This is a genomic window from Acinetobacter sp. FY683 (assembly GCF_059515885.1).
The window spans coordinates 81,237-94,620 of sequence record NZ_JCAKNA010000004.1; the positions used below are offsets into that span (position 1 = coordinate 81,237).

Consider the following 13,384-nt stretch of genomic DNA (forward strand, 5'->3'; position numbering starts at 1 on the left):
TCCTTAAACTTTGGAACTAAGCGAAAAAACAAAAACTCAATTTGCATAGGTTAAATTACCTGAAACTGCAAACGAGCCAGATCTTGAATATCTTTAAGTAACTTACGTTTGGTGAAGATCATACTCCATGAACTTCCACCAGATTGACGCCATAAATGCGCCATTTGTAAGCCAGTAAATAATGATGCACGAATACGGTTGGTATGCGAGCTGTCTTTGAAAGCTTCCGCATTGCCTTTCACCATAATACGAGGATTAATTTGTCCTGCTGTATCTACATAGGTTTGGGCTAGGTTTGCGATGATACTAGGATGGAGATAGTTGTTATCGAAAAAAGAAAGTTGTTTTAATATTTTTTGTTGTGATTGTTCAATAATTTCTACAAATTTTGGATTGCTATACACCTTCTTTTCTAAATGTAGAAGAGACATAGCATAGGACATGGGTAGTTTGGTTTGTGAAAATTTTGGAAGTCTAGATTTAGGTGAAGGATTGAAGGGTTGAGTAATACTATTCTCTAATGTTTTCAATCCTAATGAAATATCGGCAAGTTGATTAAAGTAATCTAAAGTTTGGGAACACGGTTTGGCTTGTGGTCGAATATTTAAACTGGCTTTAATTAATTGTTCTAAATAAAAGTTACCGTTTTCGCCTGTGCTCTGTCGTCCTGATAGTGCGGTCATGTGCGTAAGCTGTGCTGATTGAAAAACAGCAGCTAACGCCAAAGCTCTATTTTGACGTGTATTCAGAGTTTGAAGCGATTGAAACGGTAACTCCGTCATGCTCAATATTCCTTTAAATAAAATCAGGTTTTGGGGCATTGGTATGGTGAATTACACCGCCACCTAAACAAACTTCATCTGCGTAGAACACTACACTTTGTCCTGGGGTTACAGCACGCTGTTGTTCATCAAATTCGACACGAACACCATTTGGCATGGTTGAATCTTTGAATAGAACACAGCCTTGGTCGGGTTGGCGATAACGCGTTTTAGCAGTACAGCGGAAACCTGATTCAGGAATTTCTTGTTCACCTGCAACCCAGTCAATTTCCTCACTCCAAAGCATAGTACTTTGCATAAGAGGATGTTCATGACCTTGACCAATCACTAGGCGGTTATTTTCGATGTCTTTGTATAAAACAAACCATGCGCCTTCAGCAGCACCTTTTAAGCCACCTAAGCCAATACCACCACGCTGACCGAGCGTATAGTACATTAAGCCGTGATGTTCACCAACCTCTTTACCATCATCTAGTACAATTTTTCCTGCTTGAGCTGGTAAATATTGTTTTAAGAAGTCATTAAAGCGACGTTCACCAATAAAACAAATACCCGTAGAATCTTTTTTCTTCGCTGTTGCAAGTCCGAGTTCTTCTGCAATACGACGAACTTCAGGTTTTTCAATTTCACCAACGGGGAATAAAGTTTTATTAATTTCACGACCATGCACAGCATGTAAGAAATAAGTCTGATCTTTATTTTGGTCAAAACCACGTAGTAGAGGTGCATATTCTTCACCACGTGAATTTTTTAAAGTTTCACCACGACGGCAGTAATGACCCGTTGCAATAAAGTCTGCGCCTAAATTTACGGCATGATCTAAGAATGCACGAAATTTAATTTCTTTATTGCATAAAATGTCTGGGTTTGGTGTACGACCAGCTGCATATTCAGCTAAGAAGTGCTCAAATACTCGATCCCAATACTCCATAGCAAAGTTTGCTGTATGTAGTTTGATCCCAATTTTGTCGCAAACGGCTTGAGCATCGGCTAGATCTTCCATTGCCGTGCAGTATTCCGTGCCGTCATCTTCCTCCCAGTTTTTCATGAAAAGACCTTCAACTTGGTAACCTTGTTGAAGAAGTAGTGCAGCAGAAACAGAAGAATCTACACCACCAGACATACCGACGATGACACGTTGTTGCATAGGATTAGGCATCCATATTTGTAAATAAGGGAGAGTTTTGATGCTCATAAATGAGCGATAAAGGATATTTTTGACCTGTTAAAGCATCTTCCACGGCTTTAATCACTAATGGACTACGGGCACGTGCAGATTCTTTCAGCTCATCCAATGTCATCCATACAGCGCCAATAATATCTGCATCAAGTTGAGCATCTACATGGTGTTGTATGTCTTTTGCTAAAAAGCAAAAACGATAATATGTACGGTCAGGAAACATTGGAGGCGTGTAAGTATAAATACCAAGCAATGATTCAATTTTTACATCATGCCCAGTTTCTTCCATGGTTTCACGGATTGCTGCTTCAATGAGGGGCTCGCCGCACTCTACATGACCTGCTGGTTGATTAAACACAGTATGAGTCACACCTTCTGTGTGTTCTTCAACAAATAGGAATTTCCCGTTTTTTTCAATAACGGTTGCTACAGTAACGTGAGCAGTCCAAGCGGTCATAGAAAAGCACCATGGGATAAGGATATTGCTATTGTATAAAATTTTGAGTTACGTGGCTATGATGATTGTTGTTTTCCGTCATATTATCTTTGTATTGTGTATGGAATTGTAGATTTAAATAAGATGATGACATATTAGGTAAATGTAGATAATTACATCGAAGTGGGTAATATTTGGGTCATTTTTTTGTTTTTGCAAAGAAATGTAGGTGAATATTTGTGATGTTAATAAAAATAAATAAAAAAATTAGATGAAAAAGATCACTTTATCTAAGAATTCATATAATTTAAGGAAGTAGAGGAAATTCATGATTAATTATTAGAAGTGGAGATTACAGAAATGTCTGACGCAAATACGCCAAACTTAACATTTGCATGTACATCATTAAAAGTTACAGATAAAAAAGGCAATGTATACCATGGCCGTACTTTAGAGTTTTCAGAATCCCCATTGGTTTCAAGTTTTACATATTTTCCAGAAGGACATGTATTTCAACATGTATCGGAAGATAACAAGACTATGGGCTTAGCGTATAAAGCAAAGTATCCAATCATGGCTTTAACAATGCCTCAGAGTGCATCTGAAAAATATGATTGCTTAGAAGGTATGAATCAAGCTGGTTTGTCATTTAGTTTAAATATGTATCATCACAAAGGTCTAAAATCATTAGACCCTACTGAATATGAAAACTCAATTCCTTACGAAGCACTAGGCGAGTGGGGTGTAGCGAATTTTGCAACTGTAGAAGAGTTGAAGGAAGGTTTAAAACAGGTCAATGTTTGGTCTGGAATTATTGAAGTTTTAGGTTTAAATTCGCCATTCCACTTCGTTTTTTATGATAAAAATAATCAATCGGTTGTGATTGAAATTAAAGATAGTGCATTGGCAATTTATGATAATCCAATTGGTGTTATGACAAACGGTCCAGAGTTTCCGTGGCATTTAACGAATTTAAATAATTATACGCAATTGACGAATGTTGATGTGCCTGCTGCTAAAATTGGTGGAATCACACTGATTCAACCCGATAGTGGTATTGCGACACATAACATTCCATCTTCAAATACATCTGTAGGGCGCTTTATTAAGGCCTTTTATTATTCAAGTTTTTACAATCAAGTTGATGATGCACATGAACAGATTGTTGAATTATCACATATTATGAATAATTTTGATCGACCAAAGAACATTAATATAGTGAATACAACGTTACATGGACAAGCCATTGTTGCACGTGAATATACAGTATGGACTGTATTAACTGATTTAACTGGTGGGTTAATGTATGTGCGTGAATATAGTAATTTAAATTATACGAAGTATGATTTTGAACAGTTTAAGAATGTTACAGAAGTATATTCAGTCGCGATTAACTAATATTATTAAAGGCACACTGAATTAAGTGTGCCTTTTTTATTTGATAAAGATATACGATAAATATTTAATTTTTTGAAAAATTTATTTTAAATTAAAAAAATGGTTGTTTACTTCTAATTGAGTTTGATTGTTAAATCGGTTTACAAACTTTGTTTTAAAGGTGAACGAAAAAATGACAAACGACTTAAAAGGTTTACTTATACTGTAATTCCTAGAAATAGCTCAATAATAATGATGTTGAAAACAAAACAAAATTCACTCCCCGTTATTGTGATTGGCTCTGGTATTGCTGGGCTTTCATGTGCAGATAAACTAAAAAAATCTGGAAAAAATGTTCTTGTTTTAGAGGCAAGAAATCGAATAGGCGGTCGCTTATATTCTATAAAGAATGAAGATGAAACGTTCGATTTAGGCGCATCGTGGATTCACGGTATTGAGAACAACCCACTTTGGGAAATAGTGCAAAATAATAAAATTGAAACAGCTATATTTAATTATATAGATTCAGATTTTTTTCATGAAAATGGTCAAGCATTTACTGCGGCAGAAAAACAAGAGTTTGTGCAATATGTAAAACGTATTGAGCAATTACTTTTAAAATCAGAACATGATTCTGCGCTAAATGCTTTGACAAAAATATTAGATAATTTAGAAATAAATAGCCTTAGTTTTTCTCCGAATCAATTTAAAAAATTACTGTATTCGTATTTTGAAAGATTCGCGAATGATCCTTTTGCGACAGAGTTGAATCAACTTTCAACGCATTTTCAGAGATATGAGGGTTACTTTGATGGTGATGAAGTCATTTTCCCGAAAGGCTATACGCAAATTTTAAGTGAATTATCTAAAAACCTTGTCATTAAAAACAATGTAAAAGTTACCCAAATACGTTTAGAAAATAACGCTGTAAAAATTGTTGATGCCAATAATGCAGAATATTTGGCATCTAAAGTTGTGGTGAGTGTACCTTTAGGTGTTTTGAAAAAAGATTCAATTACATTTGTTCCTGAGCTACCAAAGCAACATCAAAACGCTATTTCTAAAATGGGCTTTGGTTCATTTAATAAAGTATTTTTTGAATTGGAAGAATCTCTTAATTTACAAGTTGACTCCAATTCGAATAGTTTTTTTTATTGGGTGAAGGGTGGTTGGTTTAATGTTCTAGATTTATCCAAAATTTATAATAAACCTATTTGTTTAATGTTGTTTGGTGGCAATCAATCTACATTTATTGATGAAGCAACAGATGTGAAAGTTTGGAATTTTATCTGTAGAAATTTAAATACAAGCTTAAATAATTTACCAGATCAACCGAAACGAATATTGATTACTCGTTGGGGTGCAGATGAGTTTAGTTATGGTTCATTTAGCTTTCCTGCTATTGGGCATAATGAGGGTTTGGTTAATACATTAAATGAATCTGTTAATGAGCGAATCTTTTTTACAGGAGAGCACTGTAGTTTAGAGTATGCCGGTACAGTGCATGGTGCATATATAAATGGTTTGGAAACAGCGGGGAAAATCTAGCTAGTTTTAAATCCCATTCGTTTTTTAATATTCAGTATGTTTTCTTTCGAGGTGAGTTGTTCTAGCTTAAGTTTGAGATTCTTTCCAACTTTCTAGTATATATAATCCAATTGTATGAGCAGAATGAATAGCAAGTCGAGCGTGTCTTGGCTTTAAATTGTATAGCTTTAACCCTGCACCATGTGCTGAACTAGCATGAGTTCTTAAGGATGCTATTCCATCTACAACAGAAATAATTCCTGAAATTATTCTTAGAAGATCTTCATCTTCGATAGAATCTCTCTGAATATTTAAAGACTTTCTAACTACATCAAATAAATTTTTTAAATCTTTTTTCTTGGGCATAGCTAAATTATTTTCTGAGATGTAAACCTTACAAATAGATTCTAAGATATTACTTGCTGCTGATACGGCTTCTCTTGGGCTGGTGTCTACATGTGTTAAAGCTCTTAAGAATTCTTGATCTAAGGCAGGTATCTCTAACCCTTTTATGACATTCTCTAAGCTTTTAGTGGGTGTTGTCAGAGAGCCACTAATTATCCCTCCTTTAATATAAAGTAAAGAGTTTTCTGATAAAATTCTTTTTATATTTTTAATTTGTACATCGAAACGTTCTTGATTACTAGGATATAAAATTCCGCCATCTAAATATTTTTCTAATAACTTTCCTAGGATTTTTAGTGGTTCAGGCTCTGATTTATTGACATTCATAAGAACTTGCTGAACTTTTGCTGGCTTACTTACATCAGGAATTTCTGATGTAATTTCAGCATATAGGAATAAATTATCTAAAGTCGCATGACTTTCATTTTCTGGAAGAATTTCGGCGAGAATCGCTACAAGATTTAGAGGTATTTTTGACATAAATGTTTTAAAAATATAAAAAGAAGTAGAAAAGTGGAAGTAATTATCATAAATAATTAATATTTAACATGAAATGTTTAAAACTAAAGATATTATTTATAATTCCCTGAAACTTTCACATAGTTCTGAGCAGAATAAGGCAAAAATGCGAGTTCTTTTTCAGTCAATTTGCGAACTTGCTTAACAGGACTACCCACATATAAATAACCACTTTCCAAACGCTTATTGGGTGGAACAAGCGAACCTGCACCAATCATCACATCATCTTCAACAACAACATCATCTAAAATAATAGTACCAATACCTACAAGAACACGGTTACCAATAGTACAGCCATGCAATTTTACATGATGACCAACAGTTACATCTTCACCAATAATTAACGGTGAGCCTTCAGGCTTATCGGCTTTTTTATGGCTTACATGAAGCATAGAGTGGTCTTGAACATTCGAATTTTTACCAATACGAATATGATTCACATCGCCACGAATTACCGCAAAAGGCCAAACAGAAACATTTTCAGCCAAAACAACATCACCCACCACAACAGACATTGGGTCGATATAACAAGAATCATCAATTTGTGGGGCAGTGTCTAAATAAGGGCGAATGTTTTGGCTCATAAGATTAATCACATTTTTTAGAATAAAGGGAAGTATAAATAAAAAAGCACCTATATCGAAATATAGATGCTTTATCTTAAGTCTAAGATGACGTTATCTGAAAAGATAAATCCTTAGAATAAGTTAGCAAAGAATTGCTTGATATGATCAATCATACGAGAGAAGAAACCTGCTTCTTCAACAGCTTGTAAAGCAACAAGCGGTTTTTCTGCAATAACTTTACCGTCTAAACTCGCAACATATTTACCTACAACTTGACCTTTTTGAAGTGGCGCAGTCAATTTTGGTTGTACTACAAGTTGAGTTTTAATTTCGTTTGCTTTGCCTTTAGGCATAGTTACGTTAAAGTTTTCAGCTAAACCAATTTGAACGTCATTTTCTTTACCGTACCAAATTTTAGATTCAGCCAAAACTTGATTTGCAGACTGAACTTTTACAGTTTCAAAGTTTGCATAACCCCAAGCCAATAACTCACGTGTTTGAGATGCACGCTCATTCATGCTTGGCGCACCAAAAATCACAGAAATTAAGCGCATAGGACCACGCTTAGCAGAAGTTGTTAAGCAATAACCCGCTTCATTGGTGTGACCTGTTTTTAAACCATCTACACTTGGGTCTGTATAAAGCAATGCGTTACGGTTGCCTTGCTTAATACCATTAAACGTAAATTCTTTTTCAGAATAAATTGGGTAGTATTTAGAGCTGTCATGAATAATGTGTTTTGCAAGAGTTGCCATGTCTTTTGCAGTTGAATAATGACCTTCAGCAGGCATACCTGTAGAGTTCATAAACTGCGTATTTGTCATACCAATTTTTTTAGCTTCTTCATTCATCATGTGAACGAAAGTGCCTTCATTACCTGCAATATGTTCAGCCATTGCTTTAGAAGCATCGTTACCCGACTGAATAATAATACCACGCAACATTTCTAAGGCTGTAGCTGTGCCATTCAGCGGAACATACATGCAAGATTCCGTGCTACTACCACGACACCATGCAGATTCGTTCATACGAACTTTTTCATCTTCCGTGAGTTCACCTTTCAATAACTTCTGTTCGATGATGAAACTTGTCATCATTTTTGTCATTGAAGCAGGTGCTAATTTTTCATTTTCGCCTTTAGCAGCTAAGATTTGCCCTGTTTCATAATCCATCAAAACATAAGATTTATTGTTGAGTTCTGGTGGTGTCGTTAAGACAGTCGCTGCATATGAAAAACTAGGTAATAATATCAATGCAGCAAGGGCGCTTTTTCCGGTCATTTTTAGGTGGTTCCAATATTCTGATATAAGCACAACGTTCTTGCATTCTAGGGTAAATGTAAGCTGACTTCTACGGGAAAAATCAGCTAATTTTCAAAACTATTGTAACGAATATAAATTAATTGTTATAAGTTGCGACTTCTTTGCAAATAGCCTTGTTTTTTTCGTCCCCAGCTTTTTTTGCATCAGATTTCGCTTCATCTAAAATGGGTTTAAAACTGGTTTGTTTAGATAATAAATTTAATGCTGCAACTGGATCTTTTTCTGAAGCTAAGTATTCAGTTACTAGGTTCTTATAGCCAGCATCAAATTGTTTTTTATCAGACACTAGGCTAGGGCAAATTTCAGATAAAACATAAATTGCAGCTAGTTCTTGATGAGTGACATCTTGAATTGGTGTTACTTCAATGTTTGCATCTTTTGCATTGGTTACTTGGCTTAACACTAAGCTTAACGCAATTGCGCTCATTGATTTTAAAATTTGAGATTTCATAACGAATATTTACCTAAAATTTTTGTATATATTTTTAACGCTATGATGATTGTCTATTTTTATAAAAATGAAAAGATGCTGAGTGTATAAAAGATGTTGAAAGTGCAAAGATTTTGCAAAAAATATGGATAAATTGTGTAAATAGGTTGCATGATCTTTCATACAACCTAAAAGTTTTACATTTCGATGCTTAAAACTTCTTCACAAGCAAGTTTGTTTTCTTCTTTAGAAGTACTTTTAGCTGCGTCACGAGCCTCTTGAATTAAGCCTTTATACTCAGCATCTTGCTGAAGTTTTTCTAGTGAAATAGATGGCTCTGAATAATCGATTAGATATTCTGCGATCAGACCTTTCATGTTATGTTCAAATTTGGCATTTTTACCAATAAAAGCAGGGCAAACTTCTTGCATTACTTGTGCAGAAGCAACATCTTCTTTAATCATACTGTTTTTTTCAGTTGCGCTTAAATCAGTGGTTGCATGGGTCATAGGTGCTATAAATAGAGTAAGTCCGAATGAATAGCACAATGCTTTAAAAGTTTGCATTTTAATCTCAGTATTTGAGTGGAACTGTAAGCAACAATATATATAATATTTATTACATTTCAATAAATTGAACTTATTGGTCAATAAATTAATAGATAAGAGATTCACGTGAATATTCTAATAGCGAATGATGATGGTGTTTTTGCGCCTGGTATACAGGCTTTAGCTCAGGCATTGAAACCATTGGGTCGAGTGGTTGTAGTTGCACCTGAAAGTGAACGCAGTGGTTTTTCAAGTGCATTGACGTTAGATCGACCATTACGCCCAATTCAAATTTCACAGGATGTCTGGGCTGTAAATGGTACACCTGCAGATTGTGTATATTTATCAATGAATGGTCTATTCGATTTTGAATTTGACTTGGTGGTTAGTGGTATTAATAGTGGTGCTAATTTAGGCGATGATGTTTTGTATTCAGGTACAGTTGGTGCGGCTTTTGAAGGGCGTTTGATGGCACAACCTGCATTAGCTGTTTCATTCTGCGGTGCGAATGTACGCTCTTATAATGAAGCTCAAGATTATGCTGTTGCAGCACAATGGGTTCATGATTTTATTGTTCGTGGTTTACCTGAACTACCACCACGTCATATTTTAAATATTAATATTCCCGATGTGGCTGAATTAAAAGGCTCAAAAGTTACATATCAAGGTCGACGTAGTCAGTCTAAACCTATTACAAGTCATGTCGATCCACGTGGACGTCAAGTATTTTGGATTGGGCTTTCTGGTGAATCGGTAACAGAACAGAAACAAGGGCTCAATAATATAGAGTCTGATTTTTTTGCTGTGGCAAATGGTTATGTCAGCATTACACCTATTCAGATGGATGCGACAAATTATTTAATTTTAACAAAGTTAAATGATGATTTAGCTTGATGGTTTTAAGCCGATTAAAGTCCTAAGAACGTATTGTATTTTTGCAATAAAAGCAAAATGTGAATAAATAATGAGCATGATTGTTATAAGTTTGTGAAAAAGTACTTTCTATAGAATTTTAAAGTACTTTTTTTTGCTACTCTTAGTGTTAATGTGTGGAATTGATTGAAATTAGCGGGGGAAGATGAATGCATTTGGTGTCAAATTGTCGTGGACTGACTATGCCTAAACTATTAAAAACGATTGTAATCTCTACAGCGATGATTACTACAGTTGTATTAAGCGGTTGTGCTTCTAAACCACAAATAAACAATGCTACACGTTATGCAGCAGCGCCAAATTACTATACTGTGCGTACAGGTGATACATTAAGCGGTATTGCAGCGCGTTATGGCTTAAGTTATATCAGTGTTGCAGAGATGAATGATATTGCAGCACCGTATCGTATTTATGTAGGGCAGTCTATTCGCTTGAAAAAAGGGAGTGCACCTCGTACTACAAATACACAGGCTATGACACAAGCGGCACCAATTCAACGTCAAAAAATTGATCTTCCAACAGCAGCAACACAAACGGTAAAACCAATAACACCGGTTAAGACTCCAACAGTAAGTGCAAGTTCTGCATCAAGTTCTTTGCGTTGGGTAAAACCAAGCAATGGCTCAATTATTTCTAAATTTGATTCTGCATCAAATGTAAAAGGGATTCGCTATAGTGGTAATGTAGGTGATCCAATTTATGCGGCAGCAGATGGGCAAGTAGTTTACGCGGCAGATGGTCTTAAGGAGTACGGTAATTTAGTCTTGGTTAAGCATGTAGATGGTTATATTACAGCTTATGCACATAACAATAAAATGTTAGTGAAAAGTGGTCAAAATGTAACTGCTGGTCAAAAAATTGCAGAAATGGGTTCTACAGGTACATCTCGTACAATGTTAGAGTTTCAGGTTCGCCTTGATGGTAAGCCAATCGATCCCGCAAAAATTTTACCAATAAATTAAATTTTATAATGCAAAACATAGATTTCACCGTATAATACAACGAGTTGCTTTTAATATTATGTTGAAGCTTCTCGTAATTTCAGAGGGAAATTTATGTTAGATCAACTTCGTGCAATGGGCGTATTCGCGTGCGTTGTTGAAAAAAGTTCGTTTAGTGGTGCAGCTCGTGAATTAGGAATTACAACGAGCGCAGTCAGTCAACAAATTCGTTCTTTGGAAAATGATATGGAGGTTACACTTCTACATCGTTCTACTCGGAAATTGAGTTTAACTGAAACAGGACAGGCTTTTTTCCACAGTTGTAAAGAAATGTTGGCTGCTGCTGAACGTGGGAAAATTCGGATCAATGAATTACGTGATGATCTTGTGGGTGAATTGCGTTTAGCAACGACTCCAGAACTTGCTGCGAATCATGTAATACCAGCATTGTCACAATGGATATCTGCACATCGAGGTTTGGCTGTTCATATTGAAGCTGATAATCAATATATTGATTTAATTGAAGGTCGTATTGATATTGCACTTCGTTTAAGTTTAAAAACTGAAGATGCTAGTTTGCAGGTTTTTCCTTTAACTCGTGTAGAGCAAGTATTGGTTGCATCTCCAAGTTACTTGAATCAATCAACACCGATTTCTCGTCCAGAAGATTTTCGTAATCATGATTTAATTCCTGTAAATTTACAAAAAAATGCTCAGAATTTTACATTTCAGCACATGAATACAGCTGAAACGATTAATTTGGACATGGATTCACGTTTTACAACGAATAATGTAATGGTTGCGAAGGCACTATGTTTGCAAGGTTATGGTATTGCAAGACTGACATATCTTGATGTGCAAAATGAATTAAGATCTGGTGCTTTGGTTGAAGTATTACCTGAGTGGAAACTTCCAGCATTTACTTTAAATGCTATTACTTCTAAACATGATCAACAACCAATGAAAATTCATCGTTGTTTAGATGCTTTGAAACAGTATTTTGGTCCGCTTTCTACAGGACGTAGTTTTCAAGAAGTATCTTAATTTACGTGTATAGTAAGTTAAGTAAAAAGATAGATTGTAAAAAAGCCGCGAAATGCGGCTTTTTTAGTTAAGGTGTTTTACAAAAACCTATTTATGCTAAATAAGTTTTAACCATTTTTACAATGCGTTCAATAAGTTGATCTGCTTGAGCTTGATCAATATTTAATGCAGGAAGTAAGCGAATTACAGAGCCTGCTGTTACATTAAGAATTAATTTATATTCATCACGTGCAATATCAACCAATTCTGGACAAGCTTTTGGTAATTCAATACCAATCATTAAGCCAAAGCCACGTACAATGACATTTTGATCTGCAAGTTGCTGTTTAAGCTGCTCAACAATATAAGCACCCATGTTGGCAGCATTTTCAACTAAGTTGTCTTTTTGAATAGTATCTATCACTGTATAAACTACACGTGAACCAAGTGGTGTGCCGCTATAAGTAGAACCATGGTTACCCGCAGTTAACACCCCAACGCCACGGCCTTGAGTCATTACAGCACCAATAGGGAAGCCGTTACCTAAGCCTTTTGCAGTGGTAATGACATCTGGAATAATATTGGTATGTTGGTAAGCAAAGTATTTACCTGTACGACCGTTACCTGTTTGAACTTCATCAAGCATCATTAACCAATTATGTTGGTTACAAATTTGACGAATTTCTTCTAAGTAGCTAAAGCCTTGAGGTGCAGTATTTACGCCACCTTCACCTTGAATAGGTTCAACTAGAATTGCCACGATATCAGGATGATTAATGGCTGCTTCTTCAATAGCTTCAATGTCACCAAATGGAACACGAATAAAACCTTCAACAAGTGGACCAAAACCATCTTGAACTTTTTTATTGCCTGTTGCAGAAAGTGTTGCCATTGTACGACCATGGAATGAATGATCGGCTACAATTATTTTAGGGTTTGCTACACCTTGCATGTGACCAAATTTACGCGCAATTTTAATTGCACCTTCATTTGATTCTGCACCACTGTTAGAGAAAAAAACTTCTTCCATACCTGCAACTTCTGCAAGTTTTTGGGCAGCAGCAGTTTGCCAAGGCACTTCAAATAAATTACTTGTGTGAATTAAAGTTGATGCTTGATCAACAATAGCGGCAGTAACAGCAGGATGTGAGTGACCTAAACCACAAACAGCAATACCTGTAAGTGCATCGAAGTATTCGGTACCATCTGCTGTATAAAGATAAGAACCTTGTCCTCGGACAAAGCTGATCTTCTGACGGCCAAATACAGGCATCAAGTGTGATGGTTGATCAGTTTGCACGGGAGCAAAGGTAATGTTATTCATGGCTAACTCTTATCTGTTAGTTGATTGGGAAATTTGGGTATTAATACCAAATAGATCAAAGGTATTAAGAT

The 13,384-nt window shown here is 35.5% G+C and carries 14 protein-coding genes; 5 read left to right on the plus strand and 9 right to left on the minus strand.

Annotated elements, in window-relative coordinates:
- Positions 1–50 precede the first annotated feature (50 nt).
- From hflD to AC5YDH_RS03285, 3 genes are read right to left on the minus strand one after another with little or no spacing between them, the layout of a single operon-like run.
- Positions 51–782 carry a high frequency lysogenization protein HflD gene (gene hflD, locus AC5YDH_RS03275; RefSeq protein ID WP_496116866.1) on the minus strand — a complete coding sequence of 244 codons (732 nt, stop codon included), beginning with the start codon at positions 780–782 and terminating at the stop codon, positions 51–53.
- A 13-nt stretch (positions 783–795) separates the two neighbouring features.
- Positions 796–1,929, minus strand: a complete 1,134-nt coding sequence (mnmA, locus tag AC5YDH_RS03280; RefSeq protein ID WP_496116867.1) for a tRNA 2-thiouridine(34) synthase MnmA — start codon at positions 1,927–1,929, stop codon at positions 796–798.
- 4 nt (positions 1,930–1,933) lie between these two features.
- Positions 1,934–2,419 (minus strand): NUDIX hydrolase, encoded by a 486-nt coding sequence (locus AC5YDH_RS03285; protein ID WP_496116868.1) that lies wholly within the window; start codon positions 2,417–2,419, stop codon positions 1,934–1,936.
- Positions 2,420–2,758: 339 nt separating this feature from the next.
- Between AC5YDH_RS03285 and AC5YDH_RS03290 the strand changes: the two genes are divergently transcribed.
- Both AC5YDH_RS03290 and AC5YDH_RS03295 read left to right on the plus strand, forming a co-directional pair.
- Positions 2,759–3,796 (plus strand): linear amide C-N hydrolase, encoded by a 1,038-nt coding sequence (locus AC5YDH_RS03290; protein WP_496116869.1) that lies wholly within the window; start codon positions 2,759–2,761, stop codon positions 3,794–3,796.
- Between the two features lie 231 nt (positions 3,797–4,027).
- The gene (locus tag AC5YDH_RS03295; RefSeq protein ID WP_496116870.1) at positions 4,028–5,323 is read left to right on the plus strand and encodes a flavin monoamine oxidase family protein; all 1,296 of its coding nucleotides are present in this window, start codon (positions 4,028–4,030) and stop codon (positions 5,321–5,323) included.
- Positions 5,324–5,389: 66 nt separating this feature from the next.
- Here AC5YDH_RS03295 and AC5YDH_RS03300 read toward each other — a convergent pair whose 3' ends face one another.
- The 5 genes from AC5YDH_RS03300 to AC5YDH_RS03320 all read right to left on the minus strand — a co-directional run bounded on the left by AC5YDH_RS03300 (position 5,390) and on the right by AC5YDH_RS03320 (position 9,110).
- Entirely contained in the window at positions 5,390–6,187 is a 798-nt protein-coding gene (locus tag AC5YDH_RS03300) for an abortive infection family protein (protein WP_496116871.1), read from the minus strand.
- 92 nt (positions 6,188–6,279) lie between these two features.
- Positions 6,280–6,810, minus strand: coding sequence for a gamma carbonic anhydrase family protein (locus AC5YDH_RS03305; protein WP_496116872.1), 531 nt, complete (start codon positions 6,808–6,810; stop codon positions 6,280–6,282).
- Positions 6,811–6,923: 113 nt separating this feature from the next.
- Positions 6,924–8,072: a D-alanyl-D-alanine carboxypeptidase PBP5/6 gene (gene dacC, locus AC5YDH_RS03310; protein ID WP_496116873.1), complete on the minus strand. Its 1,149-nt coding sequence runs from the start codon at positions 8,070–8,072 to the stop codon at positions 6,924–6,926.
- Between the two features lie 118 nt (positions 8,073–8,190).
- Positions 8,191–8,565: an MCR_0457 family protein gene (locus AC5YDH_RS03315; RefSeq protein WP_496116874.1), complete on the minus strand. Its 375-nt coding sequence runs from the start codon at positions 8,563–8,565 to the stop codon at positions 8,191–8,193.
- 176 nt (positions 8,566–8,741) lie between these two features.
- Positions 8,742–9,110, minus strand: coding sequence for an MCR_0457 family protein (locus tag AC5YDH_RS03320; RefSeq protein WP_496116875.1), 369 nt, complete (start codon positions 9,108–9,110; stop codon positions 8,742–8,744).
- A gap of 108 nt (positions 9,111–9,218) precedes the next feature.
- Between AC5YDH_RS03320 and surE the strand changes: the two genes are divergently transcribed.
- The 3 genes from surE (at position 9,219) to AC5YDH_RS03335 (ending at position 12,010) form a co-directional block, all read left to right on the plus strand.
- Positions 9,219–9,986 (plus strand): 5'/3'-nucleotidase SurE, encoded by a 768-nt coding sequence (gene surE, locus AC5YDH_RS03325; RefSeq protein WP_496116876.1) that lies wholly within the window; start codon positions 9,219–9,221, stop codon positions 9,984–9,986.
- 188 nt (positions 9,987–10,174) lie between these two features.
- Positions 10,175–10,987 carry a peptidoglycan DD-metalloendopeptidase family protein gene (locus AC5YDH_RS03330; RefSeq protein WP_496116877.1) on the plus strand — a complete coding sequence of 271 codons (813 nt, stop codon included), beginning with the start codon at positions 10,175–10,177 and terminating at the stop codon, positions 10,985–10,987.
- 93 nt (positions 10,988–11,080) lie between these two features.
- On the plus strand, positions 11,081–12,010 hold the full coding sequence (locus AC5YDH_RS03335; protein WP_496116878.1) for a LysR family transcriptional regulator: 930 nt from the start codon (positions 11,081–11,083) through the stop codon (positions 12,008–12,010).
- 91 nt (positions 12,011–12,101) lie between these two features.
- On the opposite strand, the gene AC5YDH_RS03340 is transcribed toward AC5YDH_RS03335, so the two are convergent.
- Positions 12,102–13,313, minus strand: coding sequence for an aspartate aminotransferase family protein (locus tag AC5YDH_RS03340; RefSeq protein ID WP_496116879.1), 1,212 nt, complete (start codon positions 13,311–13,313; stop codon positions 12,102–12,104).
- Between the last annotated feature and the right edge of the window lie 71 nt (positions 13,314–13,384).

Excerpts from the sequence above, each read along its gene's own strand:
- AC5YDH_RS03285 (WP_496116868.1), bottom strand. The coding sequence starts at position 2,419 with ATGACCGCTTGGACTGCTCACGTTACTGTAGCAACCGTTATTGAAAAA.
- AC5YDH_RS03330 (WP_496116877.1), top strand. The coding sequence starts at position 10,175 with ATGCATTTGGTGTCAAATTGTCGTGGACTGACTATGCCTAAACTATTA.
- hflD (WP_496116866.1), bottom strand. The coding sequence starts at position 782 with ATGACGGAGTTACCGTTTCAATCGCTTCAAACTCTGAATACACGTCAA.
- AC5YDH_RS03290 (WP_496116869.1), top strand. The coding sequence starts at position 2,759 with ATGTCTGACGCAAATACGCCAAACTTAACATTTGCATGTACATCATTA.
- mnmA (WP_496116867.1), bottom strand. The coding sequence starts at position 1,929 with ATGCAACAACGTGTCATCGTCGGTATGTCTGGTGGTGTAGATTCTTCT.
- dacC (WP_496116873.1), bottom strand. The coding sequence starts at position 8,072 with ATGACCGGAAAAAGCGCCCTTGCTGCATTGATATTATTACCTAGTTTT.
- AC5YDH_RS03305 (WP_496116872.1), bottom strand. The coding sequence starts at position 6,810 with ATGAGCCAAAACATTCGCCCTTATTTAGACACTGCCCCACAAATTGAT.
- AC5YDH_RS03320 (WP_496116875.1), bottom strand. The coding sequence starts at position 9,110 with ATGCAAACTTTTAAAGCATTGTGCTATTCATTCGGACTTACTCTATTT.
- AC5YDH_RS03335 (WP_496116878.1), top strand. The coding sequence starts at position 11,081 with ATGTTAGATCAACTTCGTGCAATGGGCGTATTCGCGTGCGTTGTTGAA.
- AC5YDH_RS03295 (WP_496116870.1), top strand. The coding sequence starts at position 4,028 with ATGATGTTGAAAACAAAACAAAATTCACTCCCCGTTATTGTGATTGGC.
- AC5YDH_RS03315 (WP_496116874.1), bottom strand. The coding sequence starts at position 8,565 with ATGAAATCTCAAATTTTAAAATCAATGAGCGCAATTGCGTTAAGCTTA.
- AC5YDH_RS03300 (WP_496116871.1), bottom strand. The coding sequence starts at position 6,187 with ATGTCAAAAATACCTCTAAATCTTGTAGCGATTCTCGCCGAAATTCTT.
- AC5YDH_RS03340 (WP_496116879.1), bottom strand. The coding sequence starts at position 13,313 with ATGAATAACATTACCTTTGCTCCCGTGCAAACTGATCAACCATCACAC.